Annotated in this window: 12 protein-coding genes, 1 pseudogene and 1 CRISPR repeat array; all 13 genes and pseudogenes read left to right on the top strand. The window is 66.2% G+C overall.

Annotation, left to right across the window (positions count from 1 at the left end; translation table 11 throughout):
- Positions 1-72: 72 nt before the first annotated feature.
- Positions 73-3339 carry a DEAD/DEAH box helicase gene (locus FJU11_RS08885; protein WP_141166689.1) on the top strand — a complete coding sequence of 1089 codons (3267 nt, stop codon included), beginning with the start codon at positions 73-75 and terminating at the stop codon, positions 3337-3339.
- Positions 3340-3554: 215 nt separating this feature from the next.
- A pseudogene (locus tag FJU11_RS18835) lies at positions 3555-4043 on the top strand (CRISPR-associated endonuclease Cas3''); the annotation flags it as partial.
- Positions 4044-4464: 421 nt separating this feature from the next.
- Positions 4465-5427: direct repeats of the CRISPR family, unit length 32 nt; unit sequence GTCGCCCCCCACGCGGGGGCGTGGATAGAAAC.
- 1081 nt (positions 5428-6508) lie between these two features.
- Positions 6509-7222: a FadR/GntR family transcriptional regulator gene (locus FJU11_RS08875; RefSeq protein ID WP_141166688.1), complete on the top strand. Its 714-nt coding sequence runs from the start codon at positions 6509-6511 to the stop codon at positions 7220-7222.
- Positions 7212-8270 carry an ABC transporter ATP-binding protein gene (locus tag FJU11_RS08870; protein ID WP_141166687.1) on the top strand — a complete coding sequence of 353 codons (1059 nt, stop codon included), beginning with the start codon at positions 7212-7214 and terminating at the stop codon, positions 8268-8270. The genes FJU11_RS08875 and FJU11_RS08870 overlap by 11 nt, the downstream gene beginning before the upstream one ends.
- Positions 8267-9346, top strand: coding sequence for an ABC transporter ATP-binding protein (locus FJU11_RS08865; protein ID WP_141166686.1), 1080 nt, complete (start codon positions 8267-8269; stop codon positions 9344-9346). Before FJU11_RS08870 ends, FJU11_RS08865 begins: the two co-directional genes overlap by 4 nt.
- A gap of 47 nt (positions 9347-9393) precedes the next feature.
- A complete protein-coding gene (locus tag FJU11_RS08860; RefSeq protein ID WP_141166685.1) occupies positions 9394-10899 on the top strand; it encodes an ABC transporter substrate-binding protein in 1506 nt (501 codons plus the stop codon).
- 69 nt (positions 10900-10968) lie between these two features.
- Positions 10969-11916 carry an ABC transporter permease gene (locus tag FJU11_RS08855; protein WP_141166684.1) on the top strand — a complete coding sequence of 316 codons (948 nt, stop codon included), beginning with the start codon at positions 10969-10971 and terminating at the stop codon, positions 11914-11916.
- Between the two features lie 44 nt (positions 11917-11960).
- Positions 11961-12791, top strand: a complete 831-nt coding sequence (locus FJU11_RS08850) for an ABC transporter permease (protein ID WP_181408109.1) — start codon at positions 11961-11963, stop codon at positions 12789-12791.
- 37 nt (positions 12792-12828) lie between these two features.
- Positions 12829-14613, top strand: coding sequence for a gamma-glutamyltransferase family protein (locus FJU11_RS08845; protein ID WP_141166683.1), 1785 nt, complete (start codon positions 12829-12831; stop codon positions 14611-14613).
- A 514-nt stretch (positions 14614-15127) separates the two neighbouring features.
- Entirely contained in the window at positions 15128-16093 is a 966-nt protein-coding gene (locus tag FJU11_RS08840; protein ID WP_141166682.1) for a sugar-binding protein, read from the top strand.
- A 133-nt stretch (positions 16094-16226) separates the two neighbouring features.
- Entirely contained in the window at positions 16227-17786 is a 1560-nt protein-coding gene (locus tag FJU11_RS08835) for a sugar ABC transporter ATP-binding protein (protein WP_407946687.1), read from the top strand.
- Positions 17783-18775 (top strand): ABC transporter permease, encoded by a 993-nt coding sequence (locus FJU11_RS08830; RefSeq protein ID WP_141166680.1) that lies wholly within the window; start codon positions 17783-17785, stop codon positions 18773-18775. Before FJU11_RS08835 ends, FJU11_RS08830 begins: the two co-directional genes overlap by 4 nt.
- A 171-nt stretch (positions 18776-18946) precedes the next feature.
- Positions 18947-19765 (top strand): FadR/GntR family transcriptional regulator, encoded by an 819-nt coding sequence (locus tag FJU11_RS08825; protein WP_141166679.1) that lies wholly within the window; start codon positions 18947-18949, stop codon positions 19763-19765.
- The last annotated feature ends 22 nt before the right edge of the window (positions 19766-19787 follow it).

Raw genomic sequence — 19787 nt, 5'->3', positions numbered from 1 at the left:
TCGATCGCGCATGGATCGTTCCGGGGTGCCGGCGCGTTGCTGGGGCCCGTACTTCAGAGAACGAAAAGCGCCATGCTCAAGACCGCTACCCTCGACTCAGCCAAGGAAACGGCGGAGGAACTCTCTCCGCTGCAGCCGGTCGGCGCCGTCGCCGCGATGATCGCACGGCACATGCGCGCGGAAGAGTCCGGGCCGCTGGTCTATGTGGCGTCCACCGGCAGGCGACGCCGGGAGATCGCCGGGATGCTGGACGTGCTGCTCGGCGGGGGCGAGGTTGCCCAGTTTCCCGCGGTCGAAGGCTACCCGGGCGACGGCATCGAGCCCGGTGCCGCGGCGATGGGCGGGCGCACGGCGACGCTGCGCTGGCTGATGGATGCCGACCACCGGCCCTCCGTCGTGGTGACCACGCCGGCCGCGCTGATCCGGCGCGTGCCGCCGCGCGAAGCCCTTCGCGGGACGCATCTCGAAATCCGGGTCGGCGAGGCGATCGACCTCGAAGAGACGAAGACGGCGCTGCTGAAGCTCGGATATCGCCTCGACGAGCGCGTCGACGAACCGGGCGAGGCGGCGATCCGCGGCCGTGTGATCGAGGTGTTTCCCGCCGCCGCACCGCGGCCCTGCCGCGTCGAGCACGAGGACGGGACGGTTACGGCGATCCGCTCCTACGACGACGCCACCCAGCGCTCGGTCGCCGAGAGCGAACTGCTCATCATCGACCCGGCGAGCGAGTTCCTTCCGGCCGGCGACGAAGACGAGGAGGGCGATGCCCCGTCGTTCCTTTGCCGGTACTACGCCGAGCCCGCGTCTTTCTTCGACCATCTGCCCGACGGCGAGATCATCCTCGAGGAACGCGCCGACATCCGCGCGAGCGAAGTCTTCGCCATCCTCGACGACCTGCCCGTCGACGAAACCCATGCAAAGGCCATCCGCGAGGATCACCTCGACGGCGAGACGTGGTCGCGCGAAGTCGGCGCGCGGCTTTCCGCGACCGTCACGTCCGGCAAGCGTTCTTCGAACGTCCCGGTCTTCGCGCTCGAAAAGCACCCCTACCGTGCGTTCGCAGACTTTGCGGAGCCGCTTGCCGGGAAGGGCTACCGGGTCGTCGTCGCCGGAAGCGATCGCCGCGAGCTTCGCACGGCCGCCGGCCGTGCGGCGCGGATGCTGAAGCGCGAGACCCGCGCGGTCGCGAGTTGGGCGGAGGTGCTCGATGCAGAGCCGGGCGATCTTCTCGTCCTCGAAGCGCCGGTGACGGAAGGCTTCTTGGCGCACGACGATCGGATCGCGATCGTCTGCCTGCGCGATCTCGCCGGGCAGCGTGCCGACGGCGGCGCCAGTGCGGAACCGGAGCTCTTCGCCGAAGGCGACGAGGTGTTCGCGATCGGCGACGTCGTCGTCCACCTCGACCACGGCCTCGGTATCCTCGATGGGCTCGAGACCATCGACGACGGCGAGGCGCTCAGCCTGCGCTATGCCGATGACGATACGCTGCTCGTGCCGATGTCCGACATCGCCGCGCTCTGGCGCTACGGCGGTCCCGCCTCGCAGGTCAAGCTCGACCGGCTGAAAGGCAAGCAATGGTTGAAGCGGCGCGACGAGATCATGACGGCGATCTCCGATACCGCGGAGCGCATGGTCGAGCTGCTGAAGGCGCGGCAGGAGGCGAAGGCGAGCCGGCTCGAGCCTGACCGGGCGCGCTACGAGCGGTTCTGTGCGCGCTTTGCCTTCGAGATGACCAAGGATCAGGCGAGCGCGACGGCGGCCGTCCTCGACGATCTCGCATCCGGCCGGCCGATGGACCGGCTGGTGTGCGGCGACGTCGGCTACGGCAAGACGGAAGTTGCGCTGCGCGCGGCGGCCGCGGCGGTCTTCGCGGGCAAGCAGGTCGCGGTCGTCGCACCGACGACCGTGCTCGCGCAGCAGCATTTCCGCACGTTTTCCGAACGGTTCGCGCCGCAGGGCGTATCCGTCGCCAGGCTTTCCAGGCTTGCGGACAAGGAGGAGGCCGAGGAGGCGAAGGCGGGGCTGGCCGACGGGAGCGTGCAGATCGTCGTCGGCTCCCATGCGGTCCTTTCCGACGATGTCTCCTTCACCGATCTCGCTCTCGTCGTCATCGACGAGGAGCAGCGCTTCGGCGCCGAGCAGAAGCAGCGCATGCGCTCGCTCGCCGACGAGCTTCACGTGCTGACGATGACGGCGACGCCCATTCCCCGCACGCTTCAGGCGGGGTTCGTCGGCCTGCACGACGTCAGCATCGTCGCGACGGCGCCGGTGAGCCGGCGACCGGTGAAGACGATGGTCGGGCCGTTCGATGCGGAAAAGGTCGGCGAGGCACTGCGCACGGAGCGCAAGCGCGGCGGCCAGAGCTTCGTCGTCTGCCCGCGCATCGAGGATCTCGATGCGATGGAGGACCGGCTGCAGGCGATCGCGCCGGAACTCGAAGTGCGCGCGTTGCACGGCAAGATGGAGCCCGACGCCATCGACGAGGCGATGCTCGCCTTTTCGCGAGGCGAGGGCGACGTGCTGCTTGCCACCGGCATCCTCGAAAGCGGTCTCGACGTGCCGCGCGCCAACACGATGATCGTCTGGCGACCCGACCGGTTCGGCCTGTCTCAGCTCCATCAGCTTCGCGGTCGCGTCGGCCGTGCGACGCGGCGCGGGACCGTCGTCTTCGCGACCGACCCGGACGAGGAACTGAGCGAAGGCGCGAAGAAGCGGCTGATCGCGATCGAGGAACTCTCCTCGCTCGGTGCCGGCTTCGACATTGCCGGGCGCGATCTCGATCTGCGCGGAACCGGCGAGCTTCTGGGCGACGAACAGGCCGGCCATCTCCAGACCATCGGCATCGGGCTCTACCGGCGCACGCTGGAGCGCGCGCTGGCGCTTGCCCGCGACGACCGCACCGCTCCGGACGAATGGCGCCCGACCGTCGATCTCGGCGCTCGCGCGTCGATCCCGGCGGACTACGTGCCGGAACCGGATCTTCGCATCGAGCTCGCGATCCTCCTCGAACGCATCGAGGACCTGTCGGGGCTGAAGGCGCTGCGCTCGGAGATCGAGGATCGCTTCGGCGCGATGCCGCAGGCGCTGGAGACGCAGTTCGCGCTCGCCACGATGCGCCTTCGCTGCCAATCGCTCGCCGTGCGCGCGCTGGACGGTGGGCCGAAGGCGGTGGCGGCAAGCTTCGGTGGCAAGGATGCCGAACGCGTGCAGAAGCGTCTCGGCAAGCCCGGCCGCGGCCTGCGCTGGTCGGGAACGCGGCTCGTACGCGAATGCAAGAGCGAGACGGCCGAAGAGCGCCTGAAGGAAGCCGAAGCGCTCCTCGACGCCATCGAGGGTTGAGCCGGCCAGTGGGCGGTCGAGCTCCAGCCTGAAGGCTGCCGCCGTACGGATCGTATGACGAGGGGGCCGGCGGGCGGATCTTCGATACGTCGCTGTTACGATCGCGCCGTTCCGATCCGGCTGTGCTGCGAAGGCCTTCGGTCCGGCGCAGTCGTTGACATCCTGAACCGGCATGCCATTCTGGGTTGTGTTCATCCGGCCGGGGGGCTTCGGACATGCACTATGCCCATTCGGTCGAGGGCGCGAGCGAGGACGGTTGGCAGACGCTGCCCGGTCATCTGCGTGCGGTCGGCGATCTGGCATCGAGCTTCGCCGCCGCGTTCGGGTTCGAACATGCCGGCAATCTCGTCGGTCGCCTGCACGACCTCGGCAAATACACGCCGGCTTTCCAGGCAAGGCTTCGCGGAAGTACGGCGCTGGTCGATCATTCGACGGCCGGCGCGGCGGTGCTGCGTGACCGGACACCGGGCAGTACGTTTGCCGATCGGCTGATCCTCGATCTTCTGGCCTACGCGGTCGCAGGCCATCACGCGGGACTGCCCGACCGTTCCAACGCTGTCGGCGCGCTGAACGACCGCGTGGCGGAGCACGATCCCTCGACGCTCGATCCCGTCTGGCGCGACGAGGTGCCCGTGTCGTGGGAAAACCTGTGGCCGTCGTCGTTCAAGGGCGATCGACGTGGTGGCGTGGCACCGGCGTTCCAGCTCGCGTTTCTGGGCCGGATGCTCTTTTCCTGTCTCGTCGACGCCGACTTCAAGGACACCGAGCGCTTCTACGCCGCGGTGGAAAGGGTGATCGTCGACCGCGACTGGCCGGCGCTTTCGGACGTCCTGCCGCGGCTGCTCCGCCAGTTCGACGCCCATATGGAAGGCGGTGGCGGAAGCGCCAGCGACGTCAACCGTCGCCGCAGCGAGATCCTCGCCCATGTCCGCGAGCAGGCTGCATTATCACCCGGCCTCTTCACTCTGACGGTTCCGACCGGCGGCGGCAAGACGCTGACATCGCTCGCTTTCGCCCTGGAACACGCGAAGCACCACGGCCATCGTCGCATCATCTACGCAATTCCGTTCACGGGGGCGTGGATAGAAACTCGTTCATTTTGCGCGGGTTGCGCTGCTATAATCCGTCGCCCCCCACGCGGGGGCGTGGATAGAAACGCCGGCTTGGCGACGTCGAGATAGTGTCGCATCGTCGCCCCCCACGCGGGGGCGTGGATAGAAACTGGCAGTTGCCACGTACCAGCGAGCGCCGATCCAGCGGGTCGCCCCCCACGCGGGGGCGTGGATAGAAACGGCGGTGTAGGCGAACGACATGAGGCCCCGCATGGTCGCCCCCCACGCGGGGGCGTGGATAGAAACACACTTGTCCCGCGCGCTCGTGTCTATTGAAAAGGGTCGCCCCCCACGCGGGGGCGTGGATAGAAACTCCGGGCCTGGGAAAGCGTTGGCATCCGTGTAAAGTCGCCCCCCACGCGGGGGCGTGGATAGAAACAGCCACTCCATGACCTCCATGGCACCACGGACCTGTCGCCCCCCACGCGGGGGCGTGGATAGAAACATCGCCGGAGGAGGCTCCATGAGCACGACACTCCAGGTCGCCCCCCACGCGGGGGCGTAGATAGAAACTGCCGATAGCGGATGTTGAGCAGGTACTGCGCGAGTCGCCCCCCACGCGGGGGCGTGGATAGAAACGAAGACATGCAGTGGACGCCGTGGTCCGAGGAGGGTCGCCCCCCACGCGGGGGCGTGGATAGAAACATTGCGATGGCGCACCGCTAGCGAATGACCTTGACGTCGCCCCCCACGCGGGGGCGTGGATAGAAACGGCGCGAACCCGATCGGGTCGAGCGAGGTGCGCGAGTCGCCCCCCACGCGGGGGCGTGGATAGAAACAGCGGGGCAGAGGCGATCCCGGTTTCCGAGATCGTCGCCCCCCACGCGGGGGCGTGGATAGAAACCATGCGGCGATGGCAGTTCTTTGCGGGCTGTAAGGTCGCCCCCCACGCGGGGGCGTGGATAGAAACAAGTCGATCCTGTCGATCGCGCTCGCGGTAGCCGGTCGCCCCCCACGCGGGGGCGTGGATAGAAACATCCGCGTGCCGGCAAGGCGCATGGCGTAGCAGTGGTCGCCCCCCACGCGGGGGGCGTGGATAGAAACCGCCCACCGTTCGGAACTTCTTGCCGCGCTGACGTCGCCCCCCACGCGGGGGCGTGGATAGAAATTACTACCAGGTCGATCCGGACGATGGCGGCGACGTCGCCCCCCATGCGGGGGCGTGGATAGAAACCCGAGGAATGGGGGCAGCACAGTGGCTAAGTCCGTCGCCCCCCCCATGCGGGGGCGTGGATAGAAACGTCAGCCTTGGCAAGTCGTCCTCCGACCTTTCCGTCGCCCCCCACGCGGGGGCGTGGATAGAAACATGACGAGAGCCGACGAGAGCACGCGGGCGCAGGCCGTCGCCCCCCATGCGGGGGAGTGGAAAGAAACGATGGACAGACCGGTCAGGTCGTCGCGCAGGCGCCGTCGCCCCCATGCGGGGGCGTGGATAGAAACTAGGCCTCGAATCTTGCCGCGGTCGCGCCGCCCCCCATGGGGGGCGTGGATAGAAGCCGCCGCATCCCCCGCTCCGCAAATGGGCGCGGAGGGGTCGCCCCCCCACGCGGGGGCGTAGATAGAAACTGGGCGAACCACGCCGAGGACCCGGAGAACGGGGTCGTCCCCCATGCGGGGGCGTGGATAGAAACGTTACGAAGCTGATGATGCCGGTCCCAATAGCCCGTCGCCCCAACGCGAAGGCGTGGATTTGGTCATTGCGGATGGCTTGCCGTTCCTGTCGAGTACGGTTTCCGGCGTCGGGATTGCGTATTGTCGTCGAGCGCATGGGCATTGAGACGGTGACGGTTGGGTCGCGTCGGCTTTCGGGAAGCAGGCATCCGTTTGGGGGTGAAACGCAAGGGAGCCGATGCCGGTGCGTTCGCCGGATTTGCTTCGCATGACTTGCGATTGCGGGGGTTCCCTGCCGATTGAATCTCCAATGAGGACAATATCTCCGGTTCAAGGTGCCGTTATATTCGGCAGAACGGCGAATATTTGCGCTTGCGCCATTCGGGAGGGCGTGCCTAACTGAACCAAGTACAGATTGGTCCGGTGCCTTCTTCCACGGGTGACGCATGGACGCGACTGGCAGGCCTGGCGACAATTCTCCGACGGCGCTCGAGCGCATCAGGGCGCTGCTTCATCCCGAAACGCTGCCTTCCGATCGGCGCCTGCCGACGGAACGGCAGTTGAGCGAGGATCTCGGCGTCAGCCGGCGTTCGGTGCGGCGTGCGCTCGACGTGCTCGAAGCGGAAGGGCGCATCTCGCGCAGACGCGGAGCGGGCACCTTCGCCGGTCCCTGTCCGCCTCTCAATGCCAGCGCGATGAGCGAACGGCTTGCCGAGAGCGACTTCATGGGCGTGATGGAGGTGCGGCTCAGCATCGAGCCGCCGCTTGCCGAACTGGCCGCGCTGCGTGCCGACGCGCGGGACGCCGAGCGGTTGGACCGCATGACGAAGAATGCGCATCATAGCCAGGATGCCGACGGACGCGAGCTCTGGGACAGTGCGTTTCATCGCACCATCGCCGAATGTGCCGGCAACGAACTCTACCTCGCCGTCTTCGATCTCGTCGATCGCGTGCGCCAGAATGCCGAATGGCGCCAGCTGCGCGAGCGGGCGCGCACGCATTCCGCGCTGTCGCTCTATGCGGGCCAGCACGACGCGATCGTCGAAAGCATCCGGCGGCGCGATCCCGAACGGGCGCGAGAGGCGATGCGCACCCATCTGTCGGCGCTGCGCGAAAGCGTCGTCCGGATGATGGAGACGGGAGCAGACGATGTCGGTTGAAACGGTCGAGGCTGGCGGGCGCGCGAACGGGCCGGCCAATGCGGGAAGCGGCGACGGCGCTACGGTTCTTCGCGTAAGCGATCTTTCGGTCCGTTTCGCCGGCCAGCCAGTCGACACGATCGACGGCGTCTCCTTCACGCTTTCGGCCGGGCGCACGCTCTGCCTCGTCGGCGAGAGCGGCTGCGGCAAGTCGGTAACGTCGCTCGCGACGATGCGTCTGCTTCCCGAAAAGGCGGCGCGCATCACGAGCGGCGAAGCGCGCTTCGAGGATCGCGACATGCTGCGTTTGTCGCGCCGCGAGATCGAGCGGGTACGCGGCGACCGCATGGCGATGATCTTCCAGGAGCCGATGACCTCGCTGAACCCCGTCTTCAAGGTCGGCGATCAGGTGGCGGAGGCGGTGGCGCGCCATCGCAAGGTCGGCCGGCGCGAGGCACGCGAACGCGCGCTGGAGATGTTCCGACGGGTGCAGATCCCGGCGCCCGAACGCCGGCTCGACGACTATCCGCACCAGCTTTCAGGCGGCATGCGCCAGCGCGTCATGATCGCCATGGCGCTCGCCAACGATCCGAAGCTGCTGATCGCCGACGAGCCGACGACCGCGCTCGACGTCACCATCCAGGCGCAGATCCTTCGCCTGATGCGCACGCTTCAGGACGAAAGCGGCGCGGCGATGCTTCTCATCACGCACGATCTCGGCGTGGTGGCGGACATCGCCGACGAGGTGGCCGTCATGTATGCCGGCCGGATCGTCGAAAGCGGGCCGGTGGAGACGATCTTCAACGACCCGCAGCACCCCTACACGATCGGGCTCATGAGTTCGATGCCGACGCTCGGTGCACCGAAGGGACGGCTCGCGACCATTCCCGGTTCGGTGCCCTCGCCGTTCGAATTTCCGCCCGGATGCCGGTTCGCCACGCGCTGCCCGTTCGCGCAAACGCGGTGCTTTTCCGAGGTGCCGCCCTTCGAGCGCAACGACGACGGCCATGGCTGGGCATGCTGGCGCACACCGATCGAGACGATCGCCGAAGCCGGAGGGCACGCATGAGCGACCGGCGGCGCGACATCGTGATCGAGACGCAGGACCTCGTTCGTCATTTCTCGTCCGGCGGATCGGGACGTACGGTCAGGGCCGTCGACGGCGTATCGCTTTCCGTCGAACGCGGAGAAACCTTCGCGATCGTCAGAGAATCGGGTTGCGGCAAGTCCACGCTCGCCCGTCTCCTGCTTCGCCTCATCGAGCCGACTGCGGGAACCGTCGTCTATGAAGGCCGTGATCTTTCTTCGTTGTCGCCCAGGCAGATGCGCGCGGCGCGCGCCAGGCTGCAGTTCGTTTTCCAGGACCCGTTCTCCTCTCTCAATCCACGCATGACGGTCGGTACGCTCGTCGGCGAACCGCTCATCGTCCATACCGGGCTTTCGCGCTCCGAACGGCGCACGCGCGTCGGCGAACTGCTCGAACGCGTCGGCCTTCGTGCCGAGCATGCCGAGCGCTATCCGCACGAGTTTTCAGGCGGCCAGCGCCAGCGCGTGGCGATCGCCCGTGCGCTGGCAAGCGAGCCGACGGTCCTCGTCGGCGACGAACCGGTTTCGGCGCTCGACGTCTCGGTCCAGGCGCAGATCATCAATCTGATGGAAGAGCTGAAGAGCGATTTCGGCCTGACCCTCGTGGTCATCGCGCATGATCTGGCCGTCATCCGGCACATGAGCGACCGTGTCGCGGTCATGTATCTCGGCGAGATCGTTGAACTCGCACCGGCGGACGCGCTCTTCGACGCGCCGGGCCATCCCTATACCGAGGCGCTGATTGCCGCCATTCCCGTGCCGCGGCCGGGACGCGAGGAACATGGGGAAGCGCTCGGCGGCGACATCCCTTCGCCACTCGCGCCGCCTTCGGGCTGCCGGTTCCATCCGCGCTGCCCCTATGCCGTCGATCGGTGCACACGGGAAAAGCCGATGCTCGAGACCGCCGGCCGGGGCCGCCTCGTCGCCTGTCATCGCCAGAAGGAGCTTTCACTCGCGGGCGTCGGCGCGGCGGTGGCTGCCGGGGCCAACGAGAAGGCTTTGCGCCGCTTCGAACTCTACCGCCAGCATGCCGAAGGAAACGCGGCGGGGAGTGGATAACCCGGCTCGTCCCTTCGGTCCGACAAAGACTTCCAGAGGAGAATGAGATGAAACTCGCACGACTCTCGCTACTGCTGCTCGCCACCGTCGCGACGGCCCTGCCGGCCGCGGCCGCCACGCTCAAGATCGGCCTTGCCGACGACGCGGACGTTCTCGATCCCGATCAGGCCCGCACTTTCGTCGGTCGCATCGTCTTCACGGCACTGTGCGACAAGCTCGTCGACGTCACGCCGGAGCTCAAGATCGTTCCGCAGCTCGCGACGAAGTGGAGCTGGTCCGACGATCAGAAGACGTTGACGATGCAACTGCGCAAGGGGGTCAAGTTCCAGGACGGGACGACCTTCGATGCCGCCGCCGTCAAGGCCAACATCGAGCGCTCCAAGACGCTGAAGGAATCGCGCCGCAAGAGCGAGCTCACCTCGATCGATTCCGTCGAGGTGGCGGGTGACCATACCGTCAAGTTCCATCTGAAGCAGCCGGATGCGACGCTGCTCGCCCAGTTCGCCGATCGATCCGGCATGATGATGTCGCCGACCGCCTTCAAGAAGGAAGGCGAGAAGTTCTCGTCCGATCCGGTGTGTTCCGGGCCCTTCCAGTTCGTGAACCGCGTTCAGCAGGACCGCATCGAACTGAAGAAGTTCGACGGCTACTGGAACGCCGACAAGATCAAGGTCGACGCGGTGACCTACCTGCCGATCCCGGATGCGACCGTGCGCCTTTCCAACCTTCGCTCGGGTGATCTCGACATCGTCGACCGCGTCGCGCCGACGGACGTCAAGCAGGTCGAGCAGGCACCCGACATCCATATCGAAAAGGCGGTCAGCCTCGGCTACCAGGGCATTACCATCAATATCGACAATACCAAGAGGGGCGACACGCCGATCGGCAACGAGAAGCTCCTGCGTCAGGCGCTTTCCCTTTCGATCGATCGCAACGCGCTGAACCAGGTCGTCTTCAACGGCGTCTATAAGGCCGGCAACCAGCCCTTCCCGCCGACGAGCCCGTGGTACGACAAGTCGGCATCGATGAGCGGACGCGACATCGACAAGGCGAAGGCGCTGATGAAGAAGGCGGGCCAGGAAAAGGTCTCGCTGACGATGAACGCGCCGAACAGCCCGCAGGAGCTTCAGGTCGCCCAAGTGCTGCAATCGATGATCAAGCCGGCGGGCTTCGATCTGAAGATCCAGCCGATGGAATTCGCCTCGCTCCTTTCGGCCGATACGGCGGGCAATTTCGAGCTCAGCCAGATCGGATGGTCGGGGCGCATCGATCCGGACGGCAACATCGACCAGTTCGTGCGCTGCGGCGCCGGCCTGAACGACTCGCACTACTGCAACAAGAAGGTCGACACGCTGCTGCAGGACGCGCGCGAAACGCAGGACAATGCCGAGCGCAAGCAGAAATACGATGCCGCCAACGAGATCCTGATGAAGGATCTGCCGATCATCTACCTCTACCATCAGACCTGGCTGTTCGGCGTCCGTAAGGACATCAATGGCTTCAAGGCCTATCCGGACGGCATGATCCGCCTGGAAGGCGTGACGAAGGGCTGATCGAAACCCGTACCGGACGGCGCGCGATCGCGCCGTCCGCACCCCGTTTGCTTTCCGGCAGGGCCGCCCATGCTGCGCTACATTGCAAAACGCTTCGCCGTCGCGATCCCGACGCTGGTGATCGTATCGATCTTCGTCTTCTCGCTGCAGAAGATGATGCCGGGCGACCCTGCCGTCATCATGGCGGGCGAGCAGCGCGATCCGCAGGTCATCGCCTATCTGCGCGAAAAGTACCATCTGAACGATCCGGTGCCCGAGCAGTATGCGTTCTGGGCAGGCCGCGCCGTCCGGGGCGATCTCGGCCAGTCGCTGCGCTCAGACGTGCCCGTGCTCGACCTCATCGGCGACAAGCTGCCGGTAACGATCCAGCTCGCGGTCATGGCGATGATCATCGCGTTCGCGATCGGCATCCCCGCGGGGATCGTTTCCGCCGTCAAGAAGGGCACGATCACCGATTACGTCGCGAACTTTGTCGCGCTTTCCGGCCTTTCGATCCCGAATTTCTGGCTCGGCATCATGCTGATCCTGCTCGTCTCGGTGCATCTCGGCTGGCTGCCCGCTTCGGGCTACGTGCCGTTGACCGAAGCGCCGCTGCGCTCGATCGAGACGATGCTGATGCCGGCCTTCGTGCTCGGCACGGCGCTGGCCGCGACGCTGATGCGGCATACGCGCTCGGCCATGCTCGGCGTGCTTCAGGCCGATTACGTGCGCACCGCGCGGGCGAAAGGGCTCGGCGAGCGGGTCGTCATTCTCAAGCATACCTTCCGCAACGCCGTCCTGCCGATCGTCACCCTGAGCGCGCTGCTCTTCGGCGAGCTTCTCGCCGGCGCCGTGCTCACCGAACAGATCTTCACCATACCGGGCTTCGGCAAGCTGATCGTCGATGCCGTCTTCAACCGCGACTATCCGGTCGTGCAAGGCGTCGTGCTGTGCACGGCGATCGGCTTCATCCTGATGAACTTCTTCGCCGACATCCTCTACGTCGTCCTCAATCCGCGCATGAGGGAAAGCCTGTGAGCGCGGTCGCCGCCGAGCCTGCGAAGGGCGGAAGGAAGCTGCGGATGCGCAGCCGCAGCCTCACCAAGCTGCTGGCCAATCCGAGCGCGCTCTTCGGGCTCGCCCTCGTCTGCTTCTTCATCGCCGTCGCGATCCTCGCGCCGATCCTGCCGCTCGACGGACCGGCGGCGACCGATTGGGGCGCGATACGCAAGGCGCCTTCGGCGGCCCACTGGCTCGGCACGGACGATCTCGGTCGCGATCTCCTGTCGCGCATGGTCTGGGGCGCGCGCGCCTCGCTGATGGCCGGCGTCGTCTCCGTCTTCATCGCCGTCGTGGTCGGCGTGCCCTTCGGCCTCGTCGCGGGCTATTTCGGCGGATGGGTGGACCAGATCATCTCGCGTATCGTCGACGCGTTGCTTTCGACACCCTTCCTCATCCTCGCGATCGCGCTCGCAGCCTTTCTCGGCCCGAGCCTCACCAACGCGATGATCGCGATCGGCCTTTCGGCCATGCCCGTCTTCGTGCGCCTGACGCGCGGGCAGGTGCTCGCGGTTAAGACCGAAGACTATGTCGAGGGTGCACGCGCGATCGGGCTCGGCCACGGCCGCATTCTCGCGCGCTACATCCTGCCGAACGTCTTCGCCCCCATTCTCGTGCAGGCGACGCTGACGGTCGCGACCGCGATCATCGCCGAGGCCAGCCTTTCCTTCCTCGGCCTCGGCCAGCAGCCGCCCGCGCCGAGCTGGGGATCGATGCTGAACACGGCCAAGAACTTTCTCGATCAGGCGCCCTGGATGGCGCTTTGGCCGGGCATCGCGATCTTCCTCGTCGTCATCGGCTTCAACCTTCTGGGTGACGGCCTGCGCGACGCGCTCGATCCGCGCGAAATCTGACAAACCGAAAAAGACACGCCAGCGAGGAGAAAACGCGATGCAGGCCTTCACGACCCGACCGGAAATCAAGGGAACCTTCGGCGTCGTCGCCTCGACGCACTGGATCGCCTCGGCCGTCGGCATGAGCATCCTCGAAAAGGGAGGCAACGCCTTCGACGCCGCCGTCGCGACCGGCCTTGTCCTCCAGATTCTCGAGCCGCATCTGAACGGGCCGGCCGGCGACATGCCGGCGATCATCCGGTCCGCCGCCAGCGGGCGCACCGAGGTCATCTGCGGCCAGGGTCCGGCGCCGGCCGGTGCGACGATCGCCCATTACCGCAACGAGGGCCTAGACATGATCCCGGGCGACGGTCTGCTCGCCACCGTCGTGCCAGGCGCATTCGGCGCCTGGATGCTGATGCTTCGCGACTACGGGCGCCTGTCGCTTCGCGCCGTCATGGAACCGGCGATCCACTACGCCGAAAAGGGCCACCCCGCCCTGCCGCGCGTGGCGGCGACGATCGAGGGGCTCGGTGAATTCTTCGAGAGGGAATGGCCGACCTCCCACGAGACCTGGCTGCCCGGCGGCCGCGCGCCGGAAGCCCACGGCATCATGACCAACCCCGTCCTTGCGAAGACGCTGACGCGGCTTTTGAAGGAAGGCGAGGCCGCGAGCGGGCGCGAAGGCCAGATCGAAGCGGCGAAGGACGCCTTCTACAAGGGTTTCGTCGCTGAGGAGATCGACCGCTTCGTCCGCGACACCGTGGCGATGGACGCGAGCGGTACCGCCCATCGCGGCGTTCTGACCGGCGAGGACATGGCCCGCTGGGAGCCGACGGTCGAGACGCCGGCGAGCGTCGACTATCACGGATGGAGCGTTTCGAAGACGCAGAGCTGGGGGCAGGGGCCGGTGCTCCTGCAGGCGCTGAAGCTTCTCGAAGGCTACGACCTTGCGGCGATGGATCCAGCCGGCGCCGATTTCGTGCACACGGTCGTGGAAGCCGAAAAGCTCGCCTTCGCCGACCGCGAGGCCTATTACGGCGATCCGGCTTTCGTGGACGTACCGCTCGAACGCCTGCTTTCGCACGACTATGCCGAAGCGCGGCGCGCCCTGATCGGCGGCGAAGCCTCCTTCGACCTGCGTCCGGGCATCGTCGAGGGGTATGAGGAGCAGGTCCAACGTACCCTCGCCATGCTCGATCATGCGAGCGCGACCGGGGCGGTCTACGAGCCGACGATGGCGCACCTTTCGGAAAAGCGGGGCGATACCGTGCATATCGACATCGTCGACGCCGAGGGCAACATGGTGTCGACCACGCCGTCCGGTGGCTGGCTGCAATCCTCGCCGGTCGTGCCGGGGCTCGGCTTTCCGCTGAATTCGCGCGCGCAGATGTTCTGGCTTGCGGAAGGTCTGCCCTGTTCGCTGGCGCCCGGCAAGCGGCCGCGCACGACGCTGACGCCCACGATCGCCATCCACGAGGAGAAGGGCGCGCTCGGCTTCGGCACGCCGGGCGGCGACCAGCAGGACCAGTGGCAACTGCCCTTCTTCCTGCATCACCTCCATCACGGTATGGACCTCCAGCAGGCGATCGACGCTCCGCTCTTCCACACCATGCATTTTCCCGCCTCGTTCTATCCGCGCAGCCGCGAGCCGGGCGCCATCACCATCGAGGCGTCGATCGGCGAGACGACGCTTTCCGAATTGCGCAAGCGCGGACACCTCGTCAGCGAAGCCGAACCCTGGACCGTCGGCCGGCTGACCGCCGTCGGCCGGAACGCGGGCGGCCTTCTGCGCGGAGCCGCGACCCCGCGCCTGATGCAGGCCTACGCCATCGGCCGTTGACGCAGCGGTGGTTTTGCCTGGTGCGGAACGTCGTCGGTTCGTTCCGCACCGGGCGCATGATGGATCGCACACCGCGACGTTTTGACACCGCATAGTGCTTTGCGGAGGTGTTTTGGTCCGGTTTCGCAAGCGTTCGCCGTTCGACCACGAGCCATGGCGCGCGAACCCAGAACCCGTGCGAAAGCCCTTATACATTGCCGGAAAACCGGACATTTCCCGAGTCCGGCGCCGTCCGAAGGAGGGACGGGAACCGTAGTCGAGAACGAAAGGCCGAAAGGCCATCCGTTCTTGACCACGGTTTGAAAAGGTAATTAATATGATTTTTTGAAAGGGATCGTGAACAACGGCTTGGTGGAGGATCCCCGGCTTTCAGGAACGGCAGCATGCATCCGGCCCCGGTCGGAAAATGCGCCGGTCGATCGGCGGGGAAGTTCAGGCCTGGACGACGGAGACGATTTCTTTCGCGACGATCATATCGACCGGGATCGGCCCGGTTCGAAAGGGAGGAAACAGCATGAAACTTCTTACGCACGCGGCGGGCATCTCCGCCGTTCTGACGGCCGGGCTGGTTCTCGGCACGGCGGCGATCGCACCGGCGAATGCCGCCGACAAGCCGACGCTCGCCTTCGTGACGAACGGCGCCTCGGACTTCTGGAAGGCGGCCGGCGCCGGCATCGACGCGGCGCAGAAGGAACTGCCGAACTTCAAGCTGGAACTCGAATATCCCGACCAGGCGACCGTCGCCGCGCAGCAGACGCTGATGGACAATCTGGCCGCGGCGGGCGTGAAGGCGATCATGGTCTCGGCCGTCGATCCGAAGGCGACCAACGTTCTCGACAAGGTCGCCGGCCAGACCGATCTGTTCACGACCGACTCGGACGCGCCGAAGAGCAAGCGCATCGCCTATATCGGCTCGTCGAACGTGCTCGCCGGCAAGCAGGTCGCCGAGATCGCCAAGAAGGCGATGCCCGACGGCGGCAAGTGCATGGGCTTCGTCGGCCTGCTCGACGCCGCGAACTTCACCGAGCGCAAGCAGGGCTTCGTCGATGGTATCAAGGGGAGCAAGATCACGCTCGTCGATACGCGAAGCGACGGCATGGACCAGACGCGGGCGAAGAGCAACGTCGCCGACGTGCTGGCCGCCGATCCGAGCATCAACTGCTTCGTCGGCTTCTATTCCTACAACATCCCGGAAATCTACGCGGCGGTGAAGGATGCCGGCATGCTCGGCAAGGTGAAGATCCTCGGCACCGATGCCGATCCTGTCACCCTTGGCGGCATCAAGGAAGGCACGATCGCCGGCACGGTCGTGCAGCAGCCCTATCAGTGGGCCTACAAGGGCATGAAGCTGATGGCGCAATACGTCAACGGCGACAAGTCTGCGGTGCCGGACAACCAGCAGATCATCATCCCGACCAAGATCATCACCAAGGACAATGTCGACAGCTACGTTGCCGACATGAAGAAGATGCAGAACTAGCACGGCTCGCTCCGTCGGTCCCGTCTCTTCCCGCAAGGAAGGACGGGGCCACGACTTGCCGAAGGCGGATCGGTCCGGCCGATCCGCGTCTTCGCCGTCGCATCGACGGGCGAGTGCCCGTCCGCAAGGGATGATGATGAAGAGCAAGCCCGACCCTTCCGATGCCGATGCGTCGGCGCCGTTCCTGGTGCTTTCCGGCGTCAAGAAGAGTTATACCGGCGTTCGCGCGCTGAACGGCTTTTCGATGCAGGTCGCGCGCGGCGAGGTCATCGGCCTCGTCGGCGAGAACGGCGCCGGCAAGTCGACGCTGATGAAGATCCTCGGCGGCGTCATCGCACCCGACGGCGGAACGATCACGATCGACGGCAAGGCGCATGACGCGCTTACCGTCGGCGAGAGCATGGCGGCGGGCATCGCCTTCGTGCACCAGGAACTGAACCTCTTCGACAATCTCGACGTGGCGGGAAACGTCTATATCGGCCGGGAGCCCCTGCGAAACGGCTGGATGCGCTTCGTCGACCGGAGCCGGCTCCATTCCGAAGTCGCGCCGCTTCTCGAGCGCCTCGGCGCGAACTTTACGCCGGATACGCCGGTCTCGAGCCTCTCGCTCGCGCAACAGCAGATGGTCGAAGTCGCCAAGGCGCTGTCGGTCGACGCGCGCCTCGTCATTCTCGACGAGCCGACCTCCAGCCTGCCGCTCGCCGAGACCGACCGGCTGCTGGAAGTCATTGCCGGCCTCAAGGCGGCCGGCATCGCCGTCATCTTCATCTCCCACCGCCTGCACGAGATCGAGCGCGCGGCCGACCGGGTCGTCGCACTTCGCGACGGGGAACTCGCCGGTACGCTTGAACGCGACGAGATCTCGCACGACCGCATGGTCAAGCTGATGATCGGTCGCGACATCAAGGCGTGGAACTCTGGCGATCCGCAAGCGGCGCCGGGCGACGTCGTGCTTTCGGCGAAGTCCGTGCAGACCGAGGCCTATCCGCTGCGCCCCGTCAGCCTCGACCTGCGCAAGGGCGAGATCCTCGGCCTCGCCGGGCTCGTCGGTGCGGGCCGGACGGAGCTTGCCCGGGTCCTCTTCGGCATCGACCCGATGCTCGGCGGAACGGTCTCGATCGCCGGCGAGCCGATCAGGCTTCGCGACGCTTCCGACGCGGTGTCGCGCGGCATCTTCCTCGTGCCGGAGGACCGCAAGGGTGCCGGCATCCTGCTCGGCCTGCCGATCCACCAGAACATCTCGCTGCCCGATCTGAAATCGCATGCGAAGCGCTTCTTCGTCTCGCAGCGAAGCGAGACGGAGGCGGCCGAAACCCAGCGCAAGAATCTGGGCATCCGGACGCCGACCGTCTCGACGCTGACGAGCACGCTTTCGGGCGGCAACCAGCAGAAGGTCGTGCTCGCCAAATGGCTGGCGATGAAGCCGCGCGTCATCATCATGGACGAGCCGACGCGCGGGATCGACGTCGGCGCCAAGGCGGAAATCTACCGGCTGATGCGAAAGCTCGCCGATTCCGGCGTCGCCGTGCTGATGATCTCCAGCGACATGGAGGAAGTGATCGGCGTGTCCGACCGGATCGCCGTCATGCACGAAGGCGCCATTTCCGGCTTCCTCGATCACCACGAGTTCAGCGAGGAGAACATCCTGCTCCTCGCCGTCGGAAAGACCGCAAACCTGGCAGGCGCCGCATGACCAAAAAAGATATCGGCCTTCTCGTTCTCATCCTGGTGGTCGGCGCGATCGTCGCCATCCTCAATCCGCGCTTCCTGTTGCCGAACAACATCGCCAACACGTCGAACCTCGTCGGCATGTTCGGCCTTTCGGCGATCGGCCAGGCCTTCGTCATCATCACCAGCGGCATCGAACTGTCGGTCGGCTCGATGATCGGGCTCGTCGGCGTCCTCTTCGTCGATTTCATCGCGACCGAGGGTGTTCCGTGGCCGCTCGCCGTCGTGCTGATGCTGGCGCTCGGCGCCGTGGTCGGGCTTGCCCACGGCCTGCTCGTCACCAAGCTGAGGCTGCAACCCTTCATCGTGACGCTTTGCGGCCTTCTCTTCTATCGCGGCATCGCGCGTTTCTATACGCAGGACGCGACGGCCGGTTTCGGCTTCGGCCAGGAATTCCCGGGGCTCGACTGGTTGACGACCGGCAAGCTCTACGGCGTTCCCGCCTCCTTCATCGCGCTCGTCATCGTCGCGGTCGTCATGTGGTTCGTGCTGAACCGGTCCGTCTTCGGCCGGCATCTCTACGCGGTCGGCAAGAACGAGGAAGCGGCCCGGTTTTCCGGCATCAAGACGCACCGCGTCATCATCACCGCCTACATCATCTGCCAGGTTCTGACGGCGATCTCGGCGATCTACTTCGCCATGTATACCCGCTCGATCTCGCCGTCCTCGCAGGGCAATTTCTACGAACTCTACGCGATCGCCGCCGCCGTTCTCGGCGGGTGCTCGCTGTTCGGCGGCGAAGGGTCGCTGATCGGCGTCATCCTCGGCGTCGTCCTGTTGCAGGAACTGCAGAACCTCGTGAACCTGCTCGGCATTCCCTCGTCGCTGAACTACGCGGTCATGGGCGGCGTGATCCTCATCGGCGTCATTCTCGACCAGCAGCTCGGCCGGTTCCGGGAACGCCGAAGGACGGCCGAACTGGCGCGCCGCGGAGCGGAGACGGCGAAGGCCTGATCGCATGCGGCCGTTCGCCCGGTTCGCCGTCCGGTCCGAAAAGATCGGCAAACGGAAACGATCGCGTTACCGCCGGCGTTGTGCGCCTTCCATGGGTGGCGAAGCTGCGTTAAGCGCCGACGCGTCCAGGGCCGTCATCGCGCCTTGTCGGGGAAGAGAGGCCGCCGTTCGGTGAAGCAGGAATCGATCGTACCATCCGCCGTGCCGTCCGGCCCCTCCGGGCGTCCGTCGCGGGGCGCCTTTCAAAGGGTTCTGCACGGCATCGGTATCGCCATCGTCGCCGGGGAGTTCCCAGTCGGAAGCACGCTGCCGAACAAGGACGTTCTGCTGCGTCGCTTCGCCGTTTCGAACACGGCGTTGCGCGAGGCGCTGAAGACGCTCCAGGCGAAGGGCATGGTCGCCGCCCGAACGCGCGTCGGCTACTGGGTCCGCGCGCAGAACGAATGGAACCTGCTCGACGAGGATTTGCTCGCCTGGCAACTCGAAATCGGCGTCGATGACCTTTTCATCGCCGGCCTGTTCGAGATGCGCCAGTCGATCGAACCGGCCGCGGCCGCGCTCGCGGCGATGCGCAGGAGCGATGCGCAGGTCGACAAGCTGCGCGATCTTGCCAATCGGCTGCGGGACGCCGGTGTTGACCGGCAGCGGTTCACCGATGTCGATCTCGACTTTCATCTCGCCGTCATCGAGGCTTCCGGCAACCCGATGATGCGCTCGATCGGTGCCGTGATCGGCGCGGCGCTTGCCGTCGCCTTTCGCCTGAGCGCGCCGACGGACAGCCTTGCGGAGCTGGACGAGACCCATGCGCAGCACCTTGCGATCGCCGAGGCCATCGCCGCTGCCGATCCCCAGGGCGCGGCCGACGCGATGATGGCGGTGATCGACCAGGGATCGTCGCGCATCGCCAGCGAGATCGAACCACTGGACGGGACGATCGAGATCCGACTGCATTCGCGATCCTCGGGCTCCGGCGTTCGCGCCGCGGACTGAACGTTCCGCGAGACGACCGACG

Origin of the sequence: Pararhizobium mangrovi, from assembly GCF_006516965.1 — a bacterium.
Lineage (GTDB): Bacteria > Pseudomonadota > Alphaproteobacteria > Rhizobiales > Rhizobiaceae > Pararhizobium_B > Pararhizobium_B mangrovi.
The sequence above is the reverse complement of the archived record's forward strand: the minus strand, read 5'-3'. Positions and strand labels throughout refer to the sequence as shown.